The 24,216-nt window shown below is 47.6% G+C and carries 20 protein-coding genes; 19 read left to right on the top strand and 1 reads right to left on the bottom strand.

The window, feature by feature from the left end; translation table 11 throughout:
- The first annotated feature begins 46 nt into the window (after positions 1–46).
- From ACM6JA_RS00360 to ACM6JA_RS00300, 13 genes are all read left to right on the top strand, one after another.
- The gene (locus ACM6JA_RS00360; RefSeq protein WP_414850701.1) at positions 47–826 is read left to right on the top strand and encodes a DeoR/GlpR family DNA-binding transcription regulator; all 780 of its coding nucleotides are present in this window, start codon (positions 47–49) and stop codon (positions 824–826) included.
- 33 nt (positions 827–859) lie between these two features.
- Positions 860–1,723 (top strand): class II fructose-1,6-bisphosphate aldolase, encoded by an 864-nt coding sequence (fba, locus tag ACM6JA_RS00355; RefSeq protein ID WP_414850700.1) that lies wholly within the window; start codon positions 860–862, stop codon positions 1,721–1,723.
- Positions 1,724–1,752: 29 nt separating this feature from the next.
- Positions 1,753–2,844 carry a bifunctional phosphoglucose/phosphomannose isomerase gene (locus tag ACM6JA_RS00350; RefSeq protein ID WP_414850699.1) on the top strand — a complete coding sequence of 364 codons (1,092 nt, stop codon included), beginning with the start codon at positions 1,753–1,755 and terminating at the stop codon, positions 2,842–2,844.
- Position 2,845: 1 nt separating this feature from the next.
- The gene (locus tag ACM6JA_RS00345; RefSeq protein ID WP_414850698.1) at positions 2,846–3,790 is read left to right on the top strand and encodes a 1-phosphofructokinase family hexose kinase; all 945 of its coding nucleotides are present in this window, start codon (positions 2,846–2,848) and stop codon (positions 3,788–3,790) included.
- A 28-nt stretch (positions 3,791–3,818) separates the two neighbouring features.
- Positions 3,819–4,817, top strand: a complete 999-nt coding sequence (locus ACM6JA_RS00340) for an ROK family protein (protein ID WP_414850697.1) — start codon at positions 3,819–3,821, stop codon at positions 4,815–4,817.
- An 18-nt stretch (positions 4,818–4,835) separates the two neighbouring features.
- Positions 4,836–7,943 carry a beta-galactosidase subunit alpha gene (ebgA, locus tag ACM6JA_RS00335; RefSeq protein WP_414850696.1) on the top strand — a complete coding sequence of 1,036 codons (3,108 nt, stop codon included), beginning with the start codon at positions 4,836–4,838 and terminating at the stop codon, positions 7,941–7,943.
- Positions 7,944–8,038: 95 nt separating this feature from the next.
- Positions 8,039–9,775 carry a cache domain-containing sensor histidine kinase gene (locus ACM6JA_RS00330; RefSeq protein ID WP_414850695.1) on the top strand — a complete coding sequence of 579 codons (1,737 nt, stop codon included), beginning with the start codon at positions 8,039–8,041 and terminating at the stop codon, positions 9,773–9,775.
- Entirely contained in the window at positions 9,747–10,943 is a 1,197-nt protein-coding gene (locus ACM6JA_RS00325; protein ID WP_414850694.1) for a response regulator transcription factor, read from the top strand. Before ACM6JA_RS00330 ends, ACM6JA_RS00325 begins: the two co-directional genes overlap by 29 nt.
- A 118-nt stretch (positions 10,944–11,061) precedes the next feature.
- The gene (locus ACM6JA_RS00320; RefSeq protein ID WP_414850693.1) at positions 11,062–12,360 is read left to right on the top strand and encodes an ABC transporter substrate-binding protein; all 1,299 of its coding nucleotides are present in this window, start codon (positions 11,062–11,064) and stop codon (positions 12,358–12,360) included.
- A 57-nt stretch (positions 12,361–12,417) separates the two neighbouring features.
- Positions 12,418–13,338 (top strand): carbohydrate ABC transporter permease, encoded by a 921-nt coding sequence (locus tag ACM6JA_RS00315; RefSeq protein ID WP_414850778.1) that lies wholly within the window; start codon positions 12,418–12,420, stop codon positions 13,336–13,338.
- Entirely contained in the window at positions 13,335–14,147 is an 813-nt protein-coding gene (locus ACM6JA_RS00310; RefSeq protein WP_081437287.1) for a carbohydrate ABC transporter permease, read from the top strand. The genes ACM6JA_RS00315 and ACM6JA_RS00310 overlap by 4 nt, the downstream gene beginning before the upstream one ends.
- Positions 14,148–14,160: 13 nt before the next feature.
- Positions 14,161–14,817, top strand: coding sequence for a YesL family protein (locus ACM6JA_RS00305; protein ID WP_414850692.1), 657 nt, complete (start codon positions 14,161–14,163; stop codon positions 14,815–14,817).
- Positions 14,807–16,498: an amylo-alpha-1,6-glucosidase gene (locus ACM6JA_RS00300; RefSeq protein WP_414850777.1), complete on the top strand. Its 1,692-nt coding sequence runs from the start codon at positions 14,807–14,809 to the stop codon at positions 16,496–16,498. The genes ACM6JA_RS00305 and ACM6JA_RS00300 overlap by 11 nt, the downstream gene beginning before the upstream one ends.
- A gap of 115 nt (positions 16,499–16,613) precedes the next feature.
- Here the strand turns inward: ACM6JA_RS00300 and ACM6JA_RS00295 are convergent, their stop codons facing one another.
- Positions 16,614–17,270, bottom strand: coding sequence for a hypothetical protein (locus ACM6JA_RS00295; protein ID WP_414850691.1), 657 nt, complete (start codon positions 17,268–17,270; stop codon positions 16,614–16,616).
- A 471-nt stretch (positions 17,271–17,741) separates the two neighbouring features.
- Between ACM6JA_RS00295 and ACM6JA_RS00290 the strand changes: the two genes are divergently transcribed.
- The 6 genes from ACM6JA_RS00290 to ACM6JA_RS00265 all read left to right on the top strand — a co-directional run bounded on the left by ACM6JA_RS00290 (position 17,742) and on the right by ACM6JA_RS00265 (position 24,186).
- A complete protein-coding gene (locus ACM6JA_RS00290) occupies positions 17,742–18,491 on the top strand; it encodes a polysaccharide deacetylase family protein (RefSeq protein ID WP_414850690.1) in 750 nt (249 codons plus the stop codon).
- Between the two features lie 179 nt (positions 18,492–18,670).
- A complete protein-coding gene (locus ACM6JA_RS00285) occupies positions 18,671–19,990 on the top strand; it encodes a nucleotide sugar dehydrogenase (RefSeq protein WP_414850689.1) in 1,320 nt (439 codons plus the stop codon).
- The gene (locus ACM6JA_RS00280; protein WP_414850688.1) at positions 19,987–21,060 is read left to right on the top strand and encodes an ATP-grasp domain-containing protein; all 1,074 of its coding nucleotides are present in this window, start codon (positions 19,987–19,989) and stop codon (positions 21,058–21,060) included. The genes ACM6JA_RS00285 and ACM6JA_RS00280 overlap by 4 nt, the downstream gene beginning before the upstream one ends.
- The gene (locus ACM6JA_RS00275) at positions 21,029–21,739 is read left to right on the top strand and encodes a PHP domain-containing protein (RefSeq protein ID WP_414850687.1); all 711 of its coding nucleotides are present in this window, start codon (positions 21,029–21,031) and stop codon (positions 21,737–21,739) included. The genes ACM6JA_RS00280 and ACM6JA_RS00275 overlap by 32 nt, the downstream gene beginning before the upstream one ends.
- Positions 21,740–21,828: 89 nt before the next feature.
- On the top strand, positions 21,829–23,133 hold the full coding sequence (locus tag ACM6JA_RS00270; protein WP_144618468.1) for a D-glucuronyl C5-epimerase family protein: 1,305 nt from the start codon (positions 21,829–21,831) through the stop codon (positions 23,131–23,133).
- A 12-nt stretch (positions 23,134–23,145) separates the two neighbouring features.
- The gene (locus tag ACM6JA_RS00265) at positions 23,146–24,186 is read left to right on the top strand and encodes a glycosyltransferase (RefSeq protein ID WP_414850686.1); all 1,041 of its coding nucleotides are present in this window, start codon (positions 23,146–23,148) and stop codon (positions 24,184–24,186) included.
- Positions 24,187–24,216: the final 30 nt, after the last annotated feature.

The following is a 24,216-nucleotide window of genomic DNA, read 5'->3' as shown; positions in this document are numbered from 1 at the left end:
ACAAAACGAAACAATATATTTTATGATCGTAAGGAAGTGAAGTCGTATGCTGGCAGCCGAACGGCACAGCAAGATCCTCGAACAATTGAAGGCAGAACAGAGCGTAACCGTCAGCCAATTGAGTCTGGCGCTGGATGTGTCTGAAGTAACGATCCGAAAAGATTTGATCAAGCTCGAAAACGATGGCCTACTGACGCGCATTCACGGAGGCGCAACGATTACGAATTTCTTGCCATTGGAGCGGAGTTTCACGGAGAAGCTGGAAGAGAGAAGCGAAGAGAAGCAAGCGATTGCCCATCAAGCGCTGTCGCACATACAGCCGGGGGACACGGTTATTCTCGGGGCAGGGACAACGATGATGGAGCTCGCCAAGCTGCTGCGCGGATTGAACGATCTGACGGTCGTGACGAATGCGGTCAACATCGCGATGGAGCTGAACAGTCAAGGCAAGCATCACGTCATCTTGATCGGTGGAGAGATGCGCCACAAATCCTTTGCGCTCGTTGGTTCTGTCGCAGCGGACAATCTGCGAGGACTTTCTGTCTTCAAATGCTTTATCGGTGCAGATGGGGTTCATCCGGAAAATGGGCTGACAACACTCAATCTGGCCGAAGCGCAAATCAACCAAGTGATGATGGAACGCGCCAGAAAAGTTTACGTGCTGGCCGACCACAGCAAGTTCGGAGAGACGCATTTGGCGAAGTTCGCCGGGGTGTCCGATGTGGATCGGATTATTACGGATGCGGCGGCACAGCATCTTGTCAGTAAGTATGCGGAGCTGGGCATCAACCTGGAGCTGGCGAGCTTGCAGGTTGTGACCAGGTAAACTACCAGTTCAGAAAGGAAATGGGGGATCGATATGGCCTTGGTATCATCGACACAGATGCTGCGCACAGCAAGGGAGCAAGGATATTGTGTAGGAGCATTCAACGTACACACGATGGAAATGCTCCAAGCAGTAGTGGAGGCGGCTTGCGAAGCAAACGCACCGCTCATTTTACAGACCACTGTTGGAACGGTTCGGCATCTCGGACCTGAGTATGTAACAGCAATCGCCCGGGTAGCCTCAGAAGAGGCCCGGGTGCCGATTGCCCTGCATTTGGATCATTGTCATGAAGAGGAACTGATCGTGCGATGTATCGAAGCGGGTTATACATCGGTCATGATCGATGCGTCGATGCATCCCTTTGCGGAAAATGCGTCGATGACGCGGCGTATAGTGGAGCTGGCTAGGGAGCGCGGTGTCAATGTGGAGGCAGAGCTCGGCAAAGTCGGTGGCGTGGAGGACGATCTCGTTGTCGACGATGCAGATGCTGCTCTTGCTGACCCGAACGAGTGTGAAAGATTTATCGAGTTGACTGGCGTGGATACGTTGGCTCCGGCCATTGGTACGGCTCACGGGATTTATAAGGGGGAGCCGCGTATTGATTTTGCTCGCATCGAAGAGATTGCTCGTCGTGTTTCTGTACCGCTTGTGTTGCACGGCGGCTCTGGAATTCCCGAGGAGCAGGTGAAGCGGGCGGTTCAGCTCGGCATGGCAAAAATGAACGTAGCGACAGAGCTGCGTATCGCGTTTTCACAAGCGATCAAGGGCGTATTTGACAACAACCCGCAGGAAAACGACCCGCGAACCTATATGAAGCAGGCCAAGCAGGCGGTCAAAGAAGTGGCTCTCGCCAAGATGGAGATGTGCGGTTGTGTTGGAAAAGCAAGTGTACGTTAATCAAAAAGGACAGGAAGGGACGATTTTACATGCGTATAAATCTCGATGATGCAAAAGCGTTGCGCGAACTGGACACAATTTCTGCCCTACAAGATACGGAAAGCTACGATGAACAATTTAAAACAGGTCTACAATTATCTGATAGTTTAGATGTGTCTAATATTTCTGTTAAAATTGAAAGTATTGTGGTGCTTGGTACTGGTGGTGGTTCGGCTGCGAGCGTCAATTTGATCAAGTCGTATTTGTTTGATGAGTTGCAAGTGCCGCTTCAGTTAAATCAAGGCTATACCATTCCGGCTTTTGTGGATGCGAAGACGCTTGTCATCGTCGTTAGCCACTCCGGCAATACAGAAGAAGTCGTCAGCGGCTACGAAGCAGCTATCGCCAAAGGAGCACAGATCGCCGTCATTACGGCGGGCGGAAAAGTATTAGAGATGGCCCGTGAACACAATCATGCGTGTTTGCTCGTGCCGGGCGGAATGATGCCGCGGATCGTACTCGGCTACATTTTCTTGCCGATTCTCGCCATCCTGACGAAGCTCGGGCTGATTTCCGACAAGCGTGCGGAGGTCGAGGAGACGATTGCCCTGTTCGAGGAGTGGAAGCACATCTACGGAACAGACTCTCCGATCGAGAAAAATGAAGCCAAACAAATCGCTATCGAGATGGATGGACTGATACCTGTCGTGTACGGAACGCTACCGTTTTTCGATGCTCCTGCATGGCGTTGGAAAAACCAGCTCGGGGAAAACAGCAAGCTGATGGCATTTTGGAACGCCATTCCGAGCCTTCACCACGACGAAGCTGTGGGTTGGGATTCGCCGTCTGCACTGCTGAAGGGTGTTCATTTTACACTCATTCGCGATAAGGAGGACAGCGAGAAGACGACCCAACGTGTAGAGATCAGCGCTGATATTTTGCGTGAGCGCGCTGGTGGGGTAAGGGTGGTACATTCCCACGGAGTATCCCGAATGGCTCGGTTGTTTTCTATCGTGTACTTGGCTGACTTCGTGTCGCTGTACGCTGCTCTGATTCGCGGTGTCGATCCAACCCCTGTAGAAGTGATCAATTTGTTCAAACAAAAAATGGGGCAGCCGCTCGTTACTGTGCAGGTGAGATAGCATGCTCGTAACGGTAACACTGAACGCAGCCATCGATAAGACGTATCGCCTCTCGCATTTTCGTTCTGGAGAGCTGCATCGCACGGCAGATGTACTGAGCCTGCCTGGCGGAAAAGGGCTAAATGTGGCCCGTGTAGCAAAAGCATTGGGACAGGGTGTAGTCGCTAGCGGTTTTGTCGCCGGTCACAACGGGAGGTTCATCGTGGAAGGCTGCGAACGTGAGGGGATTACCTCCTCCTTTATTGAAACGAGCGGAGAATCTCGACTGTGTCTCGCTTTTCTCGACGAACAGGAAAAAACGGTGACAGAAGTGTTAGAGCAAGGACCTGCACCCAGTGAAGAAGAGATCAGTCAATTGCAAGAGCGTTTGATCGAGCTGGCGGCCAAGGCACAGTACATGGTTTTTTCCGGAAGCTTGCCAGGTGGCGTTCCAGCCGAAGCATACGCTGCGCTCATCCGAGGTGTCGCCGGGAAAGGAACCGCATGCGTACTCGATACGAGCGGCCAGGCCCTGCTGGAAGGAATAAAAGCAACACCCTCGCTCATCAAGCCCAATCGCCCGGAAGCAGAAGCGATTCTCGGATTTTCGCTGGATAGCGACGCGGCCCGATGCAGAGCGATACGCGAGCTGCGTGAGCGCGGTGCCCAGCGAGTCCTTCTCTCGTTAGGGGAGGAGGGCGCGTGGTTTGGCGATGGCCAGGAGACGTGGCGTATTTCGGCGATCCCGTTAGCGGATACCGAAGTGAAAAATACAGTGGGCTGCGGTGATTCCATGCTTGCGGGTGTCCTTGTCGGAAGGCTGCGAGACTTGGCTTGGCCAGATGCAATTTGGCTGGGGATGGCATGCGGCGCCGCGAATACACGGTCGTTTGGAGCGGGCATGATCGCGCCCGACGATGTGCAGAGGTTGAGAAGTCAGCCGATGCATGTGGAGCGAGTCGAGTAGAATAACTGGTTCAGAAGGGAGGAGTAGCATGCGCCATGTAATTGGCCTTGATGTCGGTGGTACGACAATGAAAGGGGCGGTCATGGACGAGAAGGGGCGAATTCTCCTCCGAGCTGTCAAGGAGACAAAAGTTCATAACAACTTGCCCATCTTGATCGAGCGAATGGCTGCCTTGATTAAAGAACTGCGGGATCAATTACCCGTTCAAATAGAGTCAGTAGGGATCGGATTTCCTGGTCCTTTTGATGCGGAAAATGGGATATCAGTTCACTCGCCCAACTTTCAATTGCATCAGGCAGACTTGCGGACACCACTCGCGAAGCTGGTGGAGCTGCCGCTTTTTTTTGAAAACGATTTACGGACAGCTGCGCTCGGAGAAGCCATATTCGGTGCGGGTCGCAAGGTAAGTCACCTCGTTTTCGTGCCGCTTGGTACGGGGGTGGGGGCAGGGATTGTAAACGAAGGAAAGCTCGTTCGCGGCAGCCATGGATTTGCGGGAGAGATTGGCCATGTGCGTTACCCAGGGCTGACTGCTCCATGCAATTGCGGCAAGCTCGGTTGTGTAGAGACAGTCGCATCTGCCACAGGTATTGCCAGATTGGCCCGTGAACGCTTGGACAAGGAGCTCGATGCAAATCCGCGGCAAGCAAAAGCCTCTCCTCTGTTTACTCTGTGCGATGGACAGATCGAGCAGATTACGGCTGAGCAGGTGGCTACGGCAGTGGAACAAGGTGATGCGGTGGCGACCTGCGCATGGAACGAAGCGTGTGAAGTAACTGGCTGGGCTTTGTCTGTGCTGGTGAACGTGTGCAACCCGCAACTCGTAGTGATTGGCGGTGGCGTTTGCCGAGCTGGGGAGCTATTGCTGGCCCCAGTACAAGCGAGTGTACAACGGCACGCCATGGATGTCGTTCATCAACAGACAAAGATCGTTTTGGCCGAGCTGGGTGCAGATGCAGGAATGCTCGGTGCTGGCGCCTTGGCCCTGCAAGCAATGAACAGGGAACAAGGAACCGTGAAATCGTAAAAAGAGGAGTGTACATCGATGCATCAACGGTATGACTGGGCGAATCATCAGCTGCTAGAACGAAATCGCTTGGCGGCGCGGGCTTACTTTTTGTCTTACCCGGAAGAATCGGGAGCACTGACATATGAAGGAGGCGCGACACCGTGGTTTCAATTGTTGAATGGGTATTGGCAGTTTGCATACGCAGAATCACCACTGCGTGTGCCGGAAAACTTTTTTGCCGCCGATTATGATGCGACGGAGTGGGCCCGAATTCAGGTACCGGGGCATTGGCAACTGCAAGGGTACGGAAAACCGCATTACACGGACTTGTACTATCCGTTTCCGGTCGATCCGCCGCATGTTCCGTCAGATAACCCGACAGGCTGCTATTTACGAGAGTTTACCGTAGCGTCTGCGTGGCAAAATCATCAGGTGATCCTGCGATTTGAAGGGGTCGACAGCGCTTTTCATGTGTGGCTGAACGGGAAGGAAGTCGGCTATAGCCAAGGAAGCCGCTTGCCATCTGAGTTTGATGTGACGGAGCTGTTGCAGGAAGGCAGTAATCGCTTGGCGGTTCAAGTGTACCAATGGTCGGACGGTACGTATGTCGAGGATCAGGATATGTGGTACTTGAGCGGGATTTTCCGGGATGTTTCCCTTATTGCCAGACCGAAGCTGCATGTGAGAGATCTGGCAGTCGTGACTGATCTGGATGATGATTTCCGCCATGGTGTGCTGCGTGTACGTGTCCATGTAGAAAACAGTTCCGCTGCTGCCTATGACGGAGTGCGCGTGACCGCACAGTTGTTAGATCAATCTTACACGCCTATCGCTTCGCTGACCGACACCGGAGCAGGTGATCTGGCAGCCGGACAGGAAAAGGTCGTGACCTTGGAGCTTCCGGTTCAGGAGCCGAAAAAATGGTCAGCGGAGGAGCCGAACCTGTATCACCTGCTGCTTGCGATTGAGCAGGAGTCGGGAATAAAGACAGAAGTCATCCCGATTCGCGTGGGCTTCCGACGGATCGAAGTAAAAGGAAACAACTTCTTCGTGAACGGTGTAGCGATTCGCCTTAACGGCGTGAACCGCCATGATCATCATCCTGATCTCGGGCGGGCAGTCCCGTATGAAACGATGCGTGAAGATGTGCTCATGATGAAGCGTCACAACATCAACGCCGTTCGTACCGCGCATTACCCGAACGATCCGCGCTTTTACGATTTGTGCGACCAATACGGATTGTATGTCATGGACGAAACCGATTTGGAGACACATGGCTTCCAGTTAACGGGCAACATTAGTCAGCTGAGCGATGATCCAGAGTGGGAGCAGACATACGTGGAGCGTATGGAGCGCATGGTGGAGCGGGACAAAAACCATCCGTCGATCATCATGTGGTCGCTTGGCAACGAATCCGGCTTCGGCTGCAATTTCCGGGCAATGGCCGCTTGGTGCCGACAAGCGGACCCGACTCGCCTCATCCACTACGAGGAGGATCGCGAAGCAGAAGTGTGCGACGTATTTTCCACCATGTACTCCTCGGTAGAAAAAATGATCCAGCACGGTGAAAATGAACATCTGCAAAAGCCGCATATCATGTGCGAGTATGCTCATGCCATGGGGAATGGACCCGGTGGCTTGCGCGACTACGCCAATGTGTTTGACAAATATCAACGCTTGCAGGGCGGTTTTGTGTGGGAATGGATTGATCACGGCTTGCGCCAATATACGCCGGATGAGCGAGAGTATTATGCCTACGGTGGAGACTTCGGGGACTACCCGACGAATGGCAACTTCGTCATCGACGGACTGATTCGTCCGGATCGCACCCCATCCCCTGGATTACTCGAATACAAAAAAGTGATAGAGCCGATCGTCGTAGAAGCGACTGATTTAGAAAGCGGGCTCGTCACCATTATGAACCGCTATGATTTCCGCACGCTTGCGCATGTAAGAATGGTTTGGAGTGTGACGGCAGACGGACAAGTGGTGCAGAGCGGAACGCTGTCGCTTCCACATACAGAAGCAGGAAGTCGCACCATTGTAGCTGTTCCGTATACCTTGCCTGTGCAGGTACAGGATCGAACCGACTACTGGCTGACACTCTCCTTTGTGCTAGACCAAGATGAGAGCTGGGTACAGGCTGGACATGAGCTGGCTTGGGCACAATTTGCCTTGCCAGTGACCGCTGCCCAACAGGTTGTCGCTCCCTATCAGCCTCTGTTCGGCAGAGTAGATACGAAAGAAACGAAAACGGACATCACCCTTACAGGAGCAGATTTTCAGTTCGTTTTTGACAAAGTGAGCGGTGTGCCGATGAGCTGGGTGTTTGCAGGCAAGGAACTGTTGGTGGCAGGACCTCGTCTCACGTTTTGGCGTGCTCCGATTGACAATGACATGTACGTAGTCGAAGAGTGGCGCAAGGTGTACCTCGATCGTTTGCAAAGCCGGGTGGAGCATGTAAGTATCCAGCAGGATCGAGAAGATCGTGTGGTTATTACCTGCGATGTACGGATTGCTCCGCCTGTATACGACTGGGGATTTGCGTGCCGTTACACGTATACCGTGTTCGGAAATGGCGAAGTGCAGGTAGATGCTCAAGGCACACCCAAAGGCACCCCGCCAGCGATGCTGCCACGAATCGGCTTGAAGCTATTGGTCGCCAAAGATATGGAGCGTGTCTCGTGGTATGGTCGTGGCCCGGGGGAGGCGTATATCGACAGCAAGGAAGCCAATCGCATCGGGGTGTATCACGCGAGCGTGGATGAGCTGTACACACCGTATGTGTTCCCACAGGAAAATGGCAATCGCACGGACGTCAAATGGATGTCGATCACGGATCAGCGAGGCATTGGACTTTTCGCGATGGGTCAACCGACCTTGGAATTTAGCGCACTTCGCTATGATACGGACGATCTGGAGCAAGCGAAGCACACGACAGATCTCGTAGAACGTGAGTATGTCACACTGCATCTCGATTATCGACAAAACGGGCTGGGTAGCAATAGCTGCGGACCTAAGCAATCGGAGCAGCATGCCTTGCGACCAAAGGAGTTTTTCTTCCAGATGAGGCTAACGCCTTTTTCGAAGGATACGATTTCTCCGGTTCAGTTGTATAAGCGGAATTTGAATTTGTGTAACTAACCGCTGATTGTTCTCGAAGGCATCGCCGAAACGTTGTACAATCTAGTTAAAGATTGAATAGTACAACTAATCAAAATACGGTGGTGGTTTGTCACATGAAGTCATGGTCGCTCTTCCCGCACAGAAGCATTCATGCCAAGCTGCTCGCTTTTATGCTGATTGCAGCCATTATTCCGCTGATAACTCTGGGGAGTATGGCGTATTGGAAATCGTCGATGGTCGTTCGCGAGCAATTTAGCAAGTCAGGTGAGTATATCGCGACACAGCTGCAAATCCAGATCGACAACTATCTGAGTCAAATGAGATACATGGCCTATGACATCAATACGTACGTGTCAGACCCGACGTTGGTCGTCATGCGGGAGGAACAGCCGAAGACGTACACAGGCTTCCTAGAACAAAAAAACTTCGAGCGATACCTGGGGGCTCACCGCAACCTTGATACAAAAGGCATTTTTATCGTGACCCCCTCCGGTTATTTTTTCGGGGAAAATGTGATCAATGGACAGGATTTGATGCGGGAATCGTGGTGGAAGGCACTGCCCGCCGAGCTGGATGAGGAGCGATGGATCGGCTTTTACACGCCCAGGCATTATGTCGGGTTTCAGGATGAGGCGGAGCTGCGAAATCAGGAGAAGGTGCTCGGTCTGGTCGTTCCCGTTCTCAGCGGGTATGGCGTGTTGAAGGACAGCCGGATTTTGATTGAGATGAAAGCAGGCAAGCTGTTTCAGTTGTTTTCGCAGCTGGAAGAGGATATGAGTGCGCATGTGACGATTACAGCCAAAAATGGCGGGCTGATTTACCAGACTGCGGGTACGTTTGTCCAGCAAGAGAGCGATATCGTCTGGAACAAGCCGCTGGAGTCCAACAACTGGATGATCCAGGTGCGCTTGCCGTACGAGCAAATGAACCGCTCTGCGGAAGTGATTCAATCCTTCTTTATCGCGGCGCTGATTCTTTCAGCAGTGCTGGCACTTCTTTTAGCGTATTTATTTTCCAGACGGATTACAGGCAAAATCAAACGACTTCAAGAAACGATGCGGCTGGTCGGAACAGGCGAGTTACAGACGCGCGCAGAGGTAGACACGGAAGACGAGCTGGGGCGATTAGGGGTGAGCTTCAACCAGATGGTGAGGCGGATTCAGACGCTAATCGCCGAGGTGAGTCGCACCGAGCAGTTGAAAAAGGAAGCAGAGCTGCGAGCCGTTCACTACCAGATCAATCCGCACCTGCTGTTTAATACACTCAATTCCATTCAGTGGAAAGCGAGATTATCAGGCGCCAATGAAATCGGCAATATGCTCTATCACCTCATTAAAGTGCTAGAGGGCAACCTCGACATCACGCAGGAGCTCGTCCCGTTGGAAAAGGAACTGCAAACCGTCGAGCATTTTCTGCAAATCCAAGAGCTGCGGTACGGGCCTGTTTTTCAATTTGAACAGACCGGAGTAGAGGCTTGCCGTCGCTATTTAATTCCACGAATGACTCTCCAGCCGCTTTTGGAAAATATTTTTTTCCACGCATTCGAAGACGGGCACGGAACGATCCGGATCAGTGTCAGTGAAAAAGAAGGGCTTGTGACGCTGTTGTTGCAAGATGACGGAGCAGGAATTGTGCCGGAGCGATTGGCCAAACTTCTCGATCCTGATCTGGAGCGTTCTAGCAAACGAGGACTCGGCGTGTACAACGTCGATCAGAAGTTCAAGCTTCATTTCCGTATGGAGCACGGCATGAAGATTTCATCTGTCAGAGGAGAAGGAACCACAATTCAAATCACATGGCCGAAAAGGGAGGAAATTCCTGATGAACATCAAGGTAATGATTGTGGATGACGAAGTGCTGGTGCGAAGAGGACTGAAGGCAATGGTGCCATGGAGTCGCTACGGAATGGAAGTGGTAGCGGATGCACCGAATGGTCGGAAAGGCTGGGAGGCTTTCCTGCAAATACAGCCCGAGTTGGTGATTACGGACATCGTTATGCCGGAAATGGATGGGTTGGAGCTGTGCAGGCGGGTGAAGGAGCAGGCTCCACAAACAAAGGTGCTTCTACTCAGTTGTCACCGCGATTTTTCTTTTGCCCAGCAGGGAATCTCTCTCGGGGTGTCCGGATATTTGCTGAAGACCGAGTTTCAGGATGAGGAATGGGGTACGTTGTTGGAAAAGCTGCGGACTGAGTTGGTAGGCGAGAGCGCGCGACCTGAAAACATCCGTGAACGCCCTGATGAATGGAAGCGGGAATTCGGTGCGTGGTTGACTGGTTTGAGTCGCGATTTCGAGCAAAGCTTGTCCTCCCTCCTGCAAACACACTGGTCGTGGATGAACGATTCCATGCGTGTGTGGCTCTTGGAAGGGATGGGTAGCAGCGTAAATGGCGAGGAGCAGGAGCGGGCATGGATTACACGGGAGCTGGACAGCCAATGGGAATGGATCGCATGTGGCGATATCCGTTTTTTGCTGACCCCCGCAAGTACCGGCAGGCAGGTAGAATCCTTGCTCGTGGAATGGAAGCTGGCTGGAAAGGTGACGAGCTGGGAGACAACAAGCCCGTTTGCTGGACTCGAACCATGGATTCAGACGGTACGGATGCTCTACCAGCGTACGGAGCGGGCGCGCAAGTACGGCGTCATTCAAGACCCGTGGCAGGAACCGATCAAGCAGGCTGTTCATTACGCGCTCGATCGTCTGGATACGCCATTGACGGTCAGTGAGGTAGCTTCACAGGTGGGACTGAGCCGCAGTCATTTTAGCGTGATGTTTAAAAAGGGAGTGGGCGAGAGCTTCGGAGAGTTTCTCGACAAACGCCGGGTAAAAATGGCCCGAGCAATGTTGGATGAAACAGCTCTGTCCATTCAGGATGTAGCTGAGCGAGTCGGTCTTCCTGACGCGAAATACTTCAGCAAATGGTTTAAAAAGTGGACAGGGATGACCCCGAGCCACTACCGTTTCAAACAAAAGGAGGAGTCCAGTCGAACAATCGTCCACTCCACCGCGCAAACCTGAACAAAGCGAAAAAAAGGAAACAAATTCACACACTATTGCGAACAGTTAGCGGTTTCACCATTTTTTCCCCTTCATTAAAATAAAGAAAAATGAGGGGTAAATCTAGGGGGGATCACAGATGAAAAAGGTTGCGTCAAAATGGATGGCAGCTGGCATGGCACTTCTTTTGGCCGTTGTAGCTGGTTGTTCACAAGCCCAGCCAGCAGGAACAGACGGCACGTCTAGTAACACAGGTACGACAACGCCAGCATCGTCTGATAAAAAGGAAACGGTTACATTGCGTTTCGCGACATGGGATACGGACCAAATGCTGAAGATCCAACAAGATATCGCGAAACAATTCGAACAGAAAAATCCGGGTGTGAAGGTACAAGTCGAGGCATATGCTGATGGTTTTGATCAGAAGCTGGTAGCGGCATTCGGAGCGAAAAACCCGCCGGATGTCATGTACATGTGGGATTTCCCCACGTATAACGCCTCGCTCGAGCCATTGGATGAGTACGTAAAGAAGGACACATCAGTGGCAATCGACGACTTTTACCAAGGCCTCTTAAACTATAATCGATTCGATGGAAAATTGTTCGGACTCCCAGCGGGCTTCTCGACGCGGGTCGTCTTCTATAACAAAAAGCTGTTTAACGAAGCAAATGTACCACTTCCGACAGATGACTGGACGTGGGAGGATTTCAAATCGGCAGCCAAACAGCTGACCGTTCGCGAAAAGAAGCAGTACGGCTTCGCTGTTCGTTCGGAGCCGGATACGTACGATTTGCAGCAGTTCGTGTGGAGCAACGGCAGCAGCTTCATCAGCCCCGATGGAAAAGCCATCGAAGGCTACATGAACAGTAAGGAAACAGCAGAGGCCCTGCAAATTTTCAGTGATTTGGCGAAGGACAAGAGCGCTTTGCTCGTCGGAGGCAAAAACCAGCAAAGCGGCAACGACTTGTTCAAAGCAAGCAAGCTCGCGATGTATGACAACGGCGTATGGTCGCTCGAGTCGTACAAGAAGGCGAATGTCGATTTTGGTACGGTCGTGATGCCGCAATTCCCTGGAAAGCCTGGCAAGGGAGTCATTGCAACCTCCTCAGTATCGATCGCCAAGGATTCCAAAAACAAAGAACTGGCTTGGGAGTTTTTGAAGTTCTTCGTTTCTAGCGATGCGATCAAGATGCGTACATCTGATTTGCCTGTACGTATTAGTGTCGTACAAGAGAAGAAGCTCGATCAGGACCCGCTCTACGCGCCGTTCTATAAGACATTGGAGCAATCGACTGACACGCCAGCCTTCCTGTTGAATCCGCATTGGAACGAAATCAACCGGAACCTTTCCGCAGCGGTCAATGCGATCATGATGGGACAAAACGCCGAGGAATTACTGAATAAGGCAGTCAAAGACTCCCAGAAATTCTTGAAATAACGGGAAGGGGTCAGGGAATTGAATACAGAGAGTGTTGTGACACATAAACAGCCTGCCATGACCGTTCAACCGAAAAAACTCAAGGGAAGGGCGTTTCTTACGCCCTATCTTTTTATCTTGCCTTGGATTCTCGGTTTTCTCGCTTTTACGCTGGGACCGATGCTGTTTTCGCTCGTCATGAGCTTTTTTGATTGGCCTGTCGTTGGTGAGGTTACGTTTGTCGGCTTGGACAACTACGTCAATATGTTTACGGACGATCCATTGTTTTGGCAATCGCTCTGGGTCACGATTAAATTTGCGCTGTTGTTTGTCCCGTTGAATTTGTTCATCGCGTTGTTCTTGGCGATGATGCTGAATCAGAAGGTAAAAGGCAGCGGCTTTTTCCGCACAGTGTTTTACTTGCCGAGCGTGATTTCCGGTGTGGCGCTGGCGATGATCTGGGCGTGGGTATATGACGGAGAATACGGTATTTTCAACTATTTGCTCAGTCTGGTTGGGATTACAGGTCCAGATTGGCTAAACGATACGTCGTGGGCACTCGTTGCCATGGTAATCGCCAGTTTGTGGGGGCAAGGCTCCATGGTATTGATTTTCCTGGCGGGGCTCAAAAGCATCCCGGAGAGCTTGTATGAAGCGGCTTCGATTGATGGGGCAGGGGCAGTGCAAAAGTTTTTCCGCATTACACTGCCGATGGTCAGCCCAACGATTTTGTTCAACCTGATTATGACGATCATTAGTGCGTTCCAGCAGCTGAGTCTAGCACTCTTGCTCACGGGAGGCGGACCGTTGCAATCAACGTATTTCTATGCCATGTACGCGTATGACAACGCCTTCAAATACTTCAAGATGGGATATGCTTCGGCGAACTCCTGGTTTATGTTTGCGATCATTTTGGTATTGACCTTTCTCGTATTTAAAACGTCCGGCAAATGGGTGTATTACGAGGGCGACAACCGCAGGGGAGGGGAAGAAGCTTGATACGCAAAACGATCGCTTATGCGAGCTTGATCTTTTTCTCTTTCCTGTTTCTCGCACCGTTTTACTGGATGATCTCTACTGCGCTCAAGTCGGATGCTGAGATTTTGCAGTATCCACCCAAATGGATTCCGGATGTGCTGCATTGGGAGAACTTCGGGAATGCGTGGATGTCGCAGCCGTTTAATTTGTATTTGGAAAACTCGTTGACGGTGACGATCCTGACTACGATTGGGCAGTTGATATCGTCTTCGCTGGTCGCGTACGGCTTTGCCCGGTTTACATTTAAAGGAAGAGACTTTCTGTTTATGGTTGTTCTGGCGACGATGATGATTCCGTGGGAAGTGACGATGATTCCACTGTACATGGAGTTCAACTATCTGGGCTGGATCAACACGCTCAAGCCGTTGATTGTGCCTTCGTTCTTTGGGTCAGCGTTTTATATTTTCCTCATGCGACAATTTATTTTGACCATTCCTCGTGAGCTGGATGAAGCGGCGCGTATTGATGGTGCCGGTTCGTTTCAGATTTATGCTCGGATTATTATGCCGTTGATGATGCCTGCTTTGATTTTGGTGAGTGTATTCAACATCTTGGGTACATGGAACGACTATTTGGGTCCACTCATTTTCTTGAATGACCAAAGCCAGTACACGCTGACGCTGGGACTGGCGCAATTTAAAGGGATGTATGAAGTAGAGGCTACCGGACTGATGGCGGTAACGCTCCTGATCTCGCTTCCGCCGTTACTCCTCTTTTTCCTCGCACAACGATATATCGTAGACAATTCAGCTGGCGTTGCTATCAAGTAAGGAGGGAGCTACAGTGGGGAATCGGGCGAAGTGGGAAGGCTGGGCATGGTCATTTCATCAATTTGGTGAGCGATTGTTACGGATGGCGGCAGCGCATCTCATGTGGGTGGCGTGCACGCTCATGGGAGGCATCGTCTTTGGAATCTTCCCAGCGACAGCCGCTCTACACGACGTACTTAGCGGCAAGTGGAATGACCGTGGGCTGCCGTCCGCCTTCTGGCATGCTTTTCGCTACTATTTCTGGAGAAGCCAATGGCTTGGCGCAGGGACGGTGCTAACGGGGGCAATCCTGTGGGTCGATGTGGTGTTTTTCCTTCGCATGGGCTCTCTGTGGGGGCTCTCGATCGCGGCTGTTTTTGCGGGGATTGGATTCTTGCATGCGGCTACCACTTGCCACGCTTTTTCCCTGCTTGTTCGGGAGGATGCAGACGTGAAGAGGACGCTCAAGCAATCGTTTTGGCTGGTCGCGGCCTTTCCATTGCATTCGCTCGTCACGATGGGAGGCTTGCTCCTTCTCTTGATTCTCTTGTTGGCGATTCCCGTTTTCCCGATCTTGTTGGGAGCGAGCCTGCCTGTCTGGTGGATGAACGCCAGAATGAGCCGTCTGCTGGAAAAGAGCGATCGTAAACGATCGACAAAGCAACCTCGAGGTGAGACATATGCAGTTTGATTTAGGAATCGTTCCTTTTAGCCGATACGGGTCATATCTCGTACTCTCGCGACTGGGTAACGCCAAGCGAGCAGAAGGGCTGTATTTGCGCAATATTCGTGGAGGAGACAACCACGATGGCGCGATTTTTCGAATAGAAATGGTAGCCGATGGTGTGGCGATTCCATTTGAGACCGAGGCTACGCCAACCTTGCTGCGTCTTTACGGGGATAAAGGCGAAGTGAAGCTGTGCATGAGCGAGCCACAGCTGGTGCAGATACGTGGTCAAGGCGTTGGTTTGCGACTGGTGCTGGAATCGACCGCAGCAGACTACGCGATTCAAGCAGGAGCTAGATGCTGGGAAATCAATCACTTTTCCACGGAAATTCGCTTGCTAGTGACTCCGCTTGCTGGAGCGATGGTGGTCAACCCTACGAAGGCATCGCGTGAACAGCAAGTGAGCGTAACCTTTCTTCCCGACGAGGAAACTGGTGTACTGGAAGGCGTATTGGAGGAATTCCACACGGTATGGAAGGAGCGTAGCTACCCTGCCTTTGCCGATGGATGGGCACAGGTAAAAAAAGAGTACGACGAGTGGCTGGAACGGACGCTCTCTGTATCTGAGGAGCATCGCGAAGGCTTGAATGAAGCACGAGAACTCGCGGCGTACATCACCTGGTCTTGTGTGGTGAGACCTGAAGGCTATCTGCCACGGTCCGCGATGTACATGTCCAAAAACTGGATGACGAATATCTGGAGCTGGGATCATTGCTTCAATGCGATGGCACTGACGCGAGCAAACTTGCCGCTGGCGTGGGATCAGCTCATGATTTTTATCGACAGGCAGGACGAAAGTGGTGTCTTCCCCGATTTTATCAATGATCGGTATGCGTTGTGGAACTGCTGCAAGCCTCCGATTCATGGCTGGACGCTGCGCTGGATGCTGGATCGGAACGACGCGATTACAAACGAGATGCTGGAAGAGGTGTACGAGCCGCTTTGTCGCTGGACCGATTGGTGGTTCCGTTACCGCGATGATGATCAGGACGGGATTCCGCAGTACAATCACGGCTATGATTGCGGATGGGACAACAGCACGATTTTCCTCGAGGGGGCGCCGATTGAAAGCCCGGATTTGCCTGCGTATTTGATTTTGCAAATGGATGTGCTGGCGGAATTGGCGAATAGGCTGGGTCGCCCCGAAGAGGCAGCGAGGTGGCAGGAAAAGGCCGAAATGACGCTGCAACGACTGCTGGAGAAGCACTGGAATGGCGATAACTTCTTCGCGACCCACTCCGGTAGCGACAAGCCTACACAAGGAGACAGCTTGATCCGTTATATGCCTCTCGTGCTAGGCGAAAAGCTGCCGCAGGACATCCGGGCCAAGTTGATTGCGGACTTGCAGGAGCGATTTTTGACAGAGAATGGACTGGCTACAGAGAGTCCAACCAGCTCCTTCTACCGCGCTGATGGCTACTGGTTAGGCCCGATCTGGGCGCCAGTGACGATGCTCTTGGTCGATGGATTGCGGCGAGCAGGTGAAGTCGCGTTTTCTCAGAAGATTGCCAGACGTTTTTGCCGAATGGCAGCGCGCAGTGGCATGGCGGAAAACTTCGATGCGCTGACAGGAGATGGACTAAGGGACCGGGCCTTTACGTGGACGTCCAGCGTGTTTTTGATGCTGGCGCATGAGTATGTGTAGGTGAACGAGTCTTTCATGTGGACGGTTGAAAAAGAATCTTATTTGCTCCTGAATTTTGTTCAGGAGCTATTTTTTGTACTTGTACAAGTCCTCTGCCTTGCATCGTACATGCAATTTACTGGCTAGGTTCACTAAAATGATTACATTCGGTTTTAACCGTATTCGTAAATATTGTTACTTTCTCATCTTTTAAGGATTGAAAGTTCAAGCTATTCTCATACCCATATTCAGTCCAGGAATACGGATGAAATAAAAATTGTATTTTTGAATCAGCTTGTATAGTCTTTTCATCAGGATAGCCATAATTCCATGTATGCCTTGAATCTGAAATATACTTAATTTGAAGGCTTTCAAACCCATCTTCTTCCTCACGAAATTCAAAAAAACGATCTTCGTAAGAGTTAATCAATCCTTCAAGCTTTACATTCATTTTTAATAATTCTTTTGGTGGACGGTGAAATGAAAATCGATCAATTGGTATTTGTAAAAAGCTTTCCATCACTTTACTATCATGAACGATATACTGATTTATTTCCGCTAAACTATCCAACATACCTAAATGAACATGAAGACCTATTTTATGCCCCATTCCATTTATTTCTCTAACCATTCTAATATTTTCATTTGAAAATAAATTATATGCGTTATTTCGAATTTGAAACATGTAACTTGTGTTGATTTGGAGCGTATTCTCTAATTTTGCCAGGTTATACGCTCTCTCAACAGAAAATTCGACATCATGACGAATGACTGCAAATCGTTTGGTATCCACATTAACTTCTGAATAATCAATTATATTATGTTGCTTTTTTATACAATGAATAATTTGTGAGTATTCGCTATACGAAAAAGGATTAGACATGTTTTTCACTACCAATATCTGTAGCGAAGGTGGCATGCACAGGATTCGCAGCTATATGGCTGTAATTCATCATGGTGATTCGGCTTGGTTTCATTAGGAACACCCCTTCAATCCGGAGATTTGAAAATTTCCGATAACGCTACTTATTTTATGTCAACTGGAAAAAGAGGTGCAAACCTGTATGGGGATATTCTTCTCAAGTTCGACAATTTGTGCTTCCGCTTGCATCTATTTTTAAAACAGTAGGGAACTCACCCAGTCCGTCAGAAAGCACCCTCCATAAACTATACTATTCGATATAACAGTAAGGGATGGGGAGGGAGGAGTTGCCTATGTTTGGGCACAACCATTTATTAGTATCGAGAAAAAAAGAGGTCTCATATGGAACATTATAAAGATACAATCATCGTACTTATCTATCATGATATCTCCCCTGATCCATTTATAAAGCCTCATTACACAGTCTCTCCTGAACAGTTTAAGAGTCATTTAGAAGCACTTGAAACATATGGATACAACATCATAAGTACAGAAGATTTGCTGAAATTCAGCCTTTATGACCATAAGGTTCCTTTCAACAGTGTTGTCATTACGTTTGACGATGGAAATGAGAGTTTTTATACGTATGCCTATCCTCTTTTGAAGCAATATGGATTCCCTGCTACGAATTTTATTAAAGTTGGTTTTGTTGGCAGACGGAATAAATTTACCTGGAATCAGATGAGAGAAATGAAGACATGCGGAATGAGCTTTTTTAGTCATACCTACGATCAACATCGTCTAAATGAAGATGGAACACCTATTTTAAAATGTCCTCTTTTTATGGAAGAACAAAACCGTTTTGAAACCCAGAGCGAATACCAGAATCGTATTAAAGCAGATCTTCAATTAGCCGAAAAGCGAATTCATGAAGAGCTAGGAGAGCAACCCAAACTACTTGCATTCCCTTTTAATGGGTATAACGATACGGTTTTGGAAATCGGAGAAGAAATCGGTATTGAGTTGTTTTTTACTTCTAAAAAGGGGACCAACAAAAGGAAACAAACAATCATTAATCGTCTCATAGTTGGAAGTGCTACTCATTCTGCTGAAAAATTAATGGAGCAACTCAAACAATATCATACAAAATAAACGTATTCGAATACAGGAGAGTACTGAAAGCCAGTTAAATGGTATTCGTGCTCTCTTTTTTCATTCTGTGTCTCAGCTAACAACTATTTTTTATGAGAGTAGGGAATGCATCCATTCCGCAAGAAAGCAAATTTCATAAATTATAAAATTCAACCTAAATAATAAGGGGGGAGAAAGGAATGAGTTTGGAAGAACAATCAAATACAGCAAGTAAAAAAGCAACTGTCGCCGTTATCGGATTAGGATATGTTGGTCTCCCTCTGGCTCTTAGTTTTGTCAATAAAGGTTTCGAAGTGATTGGAATTGATCTGGACCTACAAAAAATAAAACAACTCGAGCAAGGGATTAGCTATTTTCCTGATATACACGATTCTGTTATTCGATCGGCTGTTTCTTCCCAACGCTTTACCGTAACCGATAATTACAACGGGATAAAGTCTGCAGAAATCATCTTGCTTTGTATTCCTACTCCTTTAACCTCATATGGTACTCCCGATTTAAATTGTTTAACGCAAGCAGCCCAAGAGATAAGCCAGAGAATTAAGGTAGGGCAGTTGATCATATTGGAAAGCTCAACTTATCCCGGTACCACTAAGGAAGTATTGCAACCGATACTGGAGAAATCCGGTCTGAATGTAGAAAACGATTTTTTTCTCGGATATTCTCCCGAACGAATCGATCCCGGAAATAATCAATATTCCATTGAAGGAATAACTAAGGTCGTTAGCGGCGTATCAGAGACATGTTCCCGTAAAGTTTATGATTTTTATTCTCAAGTTTTTAGCCAAGTGATTGTCGTTTCCTCCACGGAAGTAGCAGAACTGACAAAGCTAGTTGAAAATTCATACCGATTTATCAATATTTCATTCGTGAATGAATTAGCAATAATCTGCGACTCTCTGAATATTAACGTGTGGGAAATTATCGATGCAGCCAGCACGAAACCTTTTGGATTTTCGGCATTTTATCCTGGTCCGGGAATTGGTGGACACTGCATACCGGTCGACCCGTTGTACTTAAATTGGAAAATAAAACAATACGGTCTGGATAGTCATTTTATTGACATATCCAACGAGATAAACCATAAAATCCCGAAATATATCGTAGAACAGATTAAATATCGTCTGGCTCCGTACCGACCAATTAAGCAGGCAGATATTTTACTATATGGGGTAGCTTACAAACAGAATGTCGGAGATGTGAGAGGATCAAGTGCGCTGGAAATTATAAAACTACTGCAATATGAAGGGGCGAATGTTTCTTATCACGATCCTTTCGTACCTTACGTCCAAATAGACGACTTGAAACTGAACAGTGTGGAACTGACCGATGAACTACTGCAAAAGTCCGATTGTACTGTAGTCATAACAGATCATGCGCATATCCCATTGCAACGTATTTTGGAGCATGCATCGCTTGTTTTCGATACTCGTAATGCTACGAAAGGAATGGAGGGCAAAGCAAGTGTCTATCGCTTTGGAGGAGGGCAATTAAAGTGAGCAAAGATATAAAAGTGATGGTAACCGGGGCAGGGTCCCCAGGAGCACCTGGAGTTATCAAATCCTTGAGAAAGGTATCCCATATGAACATTGAAATTATCGGGGTGGATACTTCTGCTTATGCGACAGGCTTCCCGCTATCAGATGACTTTTACACGATTCCGAAGGCTAATGATAGCAATTTTATCAGTGATGTGTTAACTATTTGCAAAAGCGAAAAAATAGACGTTATTCTTCCTATGGTAACAAAGGAACTGCTTGAATTTGCTATGAATAAGCAGCTCTTTTTAGATAGTGGAACAATCGTATCCGTATCGGACTATAACAATTTGGTGATTGCCAACGATAAAGGGAGGTTACTTCATAAGTTAGCTCTGATTGGGATCCCTACTCCGAAATCCGAAATTGTACAAACGGCTGAAACATTAAAAGAGGCGATTTATCGTCTCGGTTATCCCCAACATTCCGTATGTTTTAAACCAACCATCTCTAATGGAAGCAGAGGTTTCCGAATTTTAGATCCCAACATAAATAGGGCGTCTCTGCTTTTCAAAGAAAAGCCCAACTCAACTTACACGAGCATGAATGATTTATTTGATATTTTGGAGCAAACCGATGAAATACCGGAAATCATTGTTATGGAGTACTTGCCGGGTAAGGAGTACAGCGTTGATGTATTAGCTGACAACGGGAAAGTAGTAACAGCTATTCCAAGGCTTCGCGAAGCAATGGTTGGAGGAATAACAACAAGCGGTGTGGTGGTTAACGAAACTGACATCATTGAGTATGCTTCTAAAGTTGTTTCTGAACTTGGATTACATGGTAATATTGGTGTTCAAATCCGGCGGAATGCAGACAATGAGCCTCGAATTTTAGAAATCAACCCCAGGATGCAAGGGACCATCGTTCATTGTCTGGGGGCGGGAGTAAACTTGCCTTATTTGGCTATTAAGCTCGTGTTAGGCATTCCAATAGAACCGCATGAACTTTTGGTTAAATGGGGAACCAGAATGAACAGGTATTGGGAGGAGATATATTATGATTCTAATGGATCTCCATACTCACTCTAATTATTCAGACGGGAAAAATAGTATCGAACAGATGGTTGGCGTTGCTATCGAATTAGGGTATACCGCAATCGCAATCACCGATCATGTATGGAAGAGTAGTGATTGGATTGATGATTTTTCGGAACATATTTACAAAGTAAAAAAAATATTCGGGAATGATATTTATGTATTCAGCGGTTTGGAAGCAAAAGTAATAAATTTGGAAGGTGAAATAGACGCTGCTTCCAATGTTGAATCCAAGGTTGATTTTCTGTTGGGTTCCATTCATCGAATCCCCTTTTCAGGTGGGTATTACAGTATTTCAAAAGGCATATTGGATTCAGAACAGCGAATTTACGAAAATTGGATTACTTCCTTTGAAAATTTGTTAAAAAACCCAAGGGTGGATATCATAGCCCATCCATTAGCTGAACTTAAACGTTTTCATATCGAACTAAGCCAAAAACAAAAGGAAGAAATTGCCGAGTTATTGGATACGAGTGGAAAAATCGTGGAAATCAACGTCAAGCACAATGTACCAGATCAAGATATGATAGAACTTCTTAGAATACACAAGACAAAAGTAGTTGTTTCCTCAGACAGCCATTCAATTGAGGACTTAAAAAGGTTTTATCCTACATTGAAAAATTTATATACCCTGCCTTTGAATTTTGTTACGCTGTCTGAACTAACGAAGTAAACGGGCTTCAGACTCTGGATATATTACCGTTTCATCGTATCGGCTAACGGAATACGATGTAAAGAATAATCGATATCGAGGTGATCACCATGACATTTCAAATGCCGGACTTTAGCCATGCATTTGCGCAACGCAGTCGTGATCTCTACCATATTCGTTTTTTGGATGACGGATATCCAGGAAAAGCTATAGAGAACGAAATCGTACCACATCCGCTTTTTGGAACGTTTGTTATAAGAGATTACGTAACACAGTTTGAAGAAACAGGTGCCCCCCGATTGAAGGAAGCCATCATGCGAGTTGCCGATGCTGCGATTTCAAGAATGGAAGAATTCCATGATGCAATCGTATTTTGGTATCCGCTTGAAAGTTCGTACAATTATTCAAATCAACTCTACTACTCCGGTCTCACACAATCCCACTACATGCAGTTGCTATCAAAGGTATATGAATTGACAGGGGAAACGAAATATAAAATCGCGGCAGAAAAAATGTTCGCAAGCCTTAAAATTCCTGTGGATAGCGGCGGAGTGTACTATTTGAGCTCACATGGCTCGACGGTTCAGGAGACTCCCATGAGCCCGATCAGTCATATACTGAATGGGTGGCTCTCGGCGATTACCAATATTAAAAGATTTGCGGACACCTTTAAGCATAAAGAGGCGCACCAATTCTGGGAAGAGAACATGTCGACTCTAATGAAGATGCTCCCTCTCTACGATATACCCACGTTGGCTAACACTCGTTATCTCTTGAATGGTCCCGTAGCATTTAAGCTTGCTACGACGATCCAAAACGTAGAGATTCATAAAGTCAAGCTAAAAGTACCAAATGAAGGTGTTTATGACATCACGCTACCGCAAATAAAGAAATCCTGGTCTAATTTTATTGAACCTCGTTCCGTGAGAGTCGAAGGACAAAAGATCTTGTTTAACAATAAGAAAGCGAAAATAAATGCATTGGTGAGCAGGTATCCATATCCCACCGAAAATAAATTGATTTTAACACTCGCAAGTCCTGAATCCACTACATTATCTGTTGACATGCAGCATGGTGATTTTGTACCTACGAAGAATAGACAGCAAAATTGCCAGTTTACACAGATTGCTCAAGTACCTGTAGCCAAAGGTTTTAATCAGCTAGAGATTTCTATTCCTCGGGAATTATCTGAATGGGTAGGCTATCCCACTATATTTAAACAAATTGGAACTCGTTATTATAATAACTACCATTTTATTCATATTGTGAAAATGGAGGATTTTTATGAGGATACCGGGGAAAACATTTTTAAACATTATGCTGAAAAATGGAATGAATACGTAAAAATGTGGCCAACCATGGAGCTGTACAACGGAATGGAGGCAAGAACCTATGAATTTATCAGATTACGTTAACAGAGGTTTACTATGACGGATAAATTAAAGATTCTCATTTTAATCAGACCATTTGGGATCATGTATCCGAAACATAGAATTAAGTTCGATATGATTGAGGCCATAGGTGAATATGCTGAGGTAAAATATTGGTTTGAAGACGGCGATATTCGCGATATCTTGAAAAAAACGAAGTTCCAACCAGATTTTATCTTCCATTATGATTCTGCCTGGCGTTATAAAATGGCACCGCGAATAACTGGTCTTGATAAGATAGATATACCAAAAGGATGTTTTGTTTCTGATTTGCATTATCACCCCTCAGAAGAAAATAAGAAAAAGCATCATGAACAATCAAGAATCGATTATATAACAAAGAATCATATAGATCTGGTATTTTCAGTATCAAAGCATCCATTTTTACAAGTGTATCCTCAATTTAAGGATAAGCACAGATGGTTACCATGGTCGATGAATCCTAACGTAATCAAGGATTGGGAATGCAAGAAAGAAATAAAATTTCTACTAATGGGTCAATTATATGTTAATGATTCCCAAAACCCACCTAAAAGGATTCCACCCAAAGGAGATTACAAATTCAGAGAGGCCGTATTGGCAAATATGAACGGGGTTGAAGGCTTTGTGTTTCACCCCCATCCTGGACACTTAGTATCTGCGTCGGAAAATGCTTATGTAAATGAAAAATATGCGAAGGAAATAAATCGTTCCAACATATTTTTTACGTGCGGAGGACAATTTGATTTTGCAGTATTGAAGTTTTTTGAAGCTCCCGGATGCCGTACATTATTGTTGGCAGAGCCCAATAAAGATATGTTGGACTTAGGCTTTGAAGATGGGGTTAATTTTGTGGCTTGCACTGAGGATAATTTATATGAAAAAGCCATGTACTACGACCAGAACATGGAAGAGAGAAAGCGTATCACAGAAAATGGATATGCTTTTATTCATAAATATCATATAAACAGTGTTCGAGCACAACAATTTTTAACTTACGTAAAGAACTTTATTAATAATCGGCCTCTTTCGGAAGATCCGATCTTTGGAACCATATAAACGAGAAAGGCGACCCAAAGGCCGCCTGAA

The organism is Brevibacillus sp. IT-7CA2 (assembly GCF_949767855.1).
In the GTDB taxonomy this organism is placed as follows: Bacteria; Bacillota; Bacilli; order Brevibacillales; family Brevibacillaceae; genus Brevibacillus.
Note: the sequence above shows the minus strand (reverse complement) of the source record. Positions and strands in the feature narration are given on the sequence as shown.

Excerpts from the sequence above, each read along its gene's own strand:
- ACM6JA_RS00360 (WP_414850701.1), top strand. The coding sequence starts at position 47 with ATGCTGGCAGCCGAACGGCACAGCAAGATCCTCGAACAATTGAAGGCA.
- fba (WP_414850700.1), top strand. The coding sequence starts at position 860 with ATGGCCTTGGTATCATCGACACAGATGCTGCGCACAGCAAGGGAGCAA.
- ACM6JA_RS00350 (WP_414850699.1), top strand. The coding sequence starts at position 1,753 with ATGCGTATAAATCTCGATGATGCAAAAGCGTTGCGCGAACTGGACACA.
- ACM6JA_RS00345 (WP_414850698.1), top strand. The coding sequence starts at position 2,846 with ATGCTCGTAACGGTAACACTGAACGCAGCCATCGATAAGACGTATCGC.
- ACM6JA_RS00340 (WP_414850697.1), top strand. The coding sequence starts at position 3,819 with ATGCGCCATGTAATTGGCCTTGATGTCGGTGGTACGACAATGAAAGGG.
- ebgA (WP_414850696.1), top strand. The coding sequence starts at position 4,836 with ATGCATCAACGGTATGACTGGGCGAATCATCAGCTGCTAGAACGAAAT.
- ACM6JA_RS00330 (WP_414850695.1), top strand. The coding sequence starts at position 8,039 with ATGAAGTCATGGTCGCTCTTCCCGCACAGAAGCATTCATGCCAAGCTG.
- ACM6JA_RS00325 (WP_414850694.1), top strand. The coding sequence starts at position 9,747 with ATGAACATCAAGGTAATGATTGTGGATGACGAAGTGCTGGTGCGAAGA.
- ACM6JA_RS00320 (WP_414850693.1), top strand. The coding sequence starts at position 11,062 with ATGAAAAAGGTTGCGTCAAAATGGATGGCAGCTGGCATGGCACTTCTT.
- ACM6JA_RS00315 (WP_414850778.1), top strand. The coding sequence starts at position 12,418 with ATGACCGTTCAACCGAAAAAACTCAAGGGAAGGGCGTTTCTTACGCCC.
- ACM6JA_RS00300 (WP_414850777.1), top strand. The coding sequence starts at position 14,807 with ATGCAGTTTGATTTAGGAATCGTTCCTTTTAGCCGATACGGGTCATAT.
- ACM6JA_RS00290 (WP_414850690.1), top strand. The coding sequence starts at position 17,742 with ATGGAACATTATAAAGATACAATCATCGTACTTATCTATCATGATATC.
- ACM6JA_RS00285 (WP_414850689.1), top strand. The coding sequence starts at position 18,671 with ATGAGTTTGGAAGAACAATCAAATACAGCAAGTAAAAAAGCAACTGTC.
- ACM6JA_RS00275 (WP_414850687.1), top strand. The coding sequence starts at position 21,029 with ATGATTCTAATGGATCTCCATACTCACTCTAATTATTCAGACGGGAAA.
- ACM6JA_RS00270 (WP_144618468.1), top strand. The coding sequence starts at position 21,829 with ATGACATTTCAAATGCCGGACTTTAGCCATGCATTTGCGCAACGCAGT.
- ACM6JA_RS00265 (WP_414850686.1), top strand. The coding sequence starts at position 23,146 with ATGACGGATAAATTAAAGATTCTCATTTTAATCAGACCATTTGGGATC.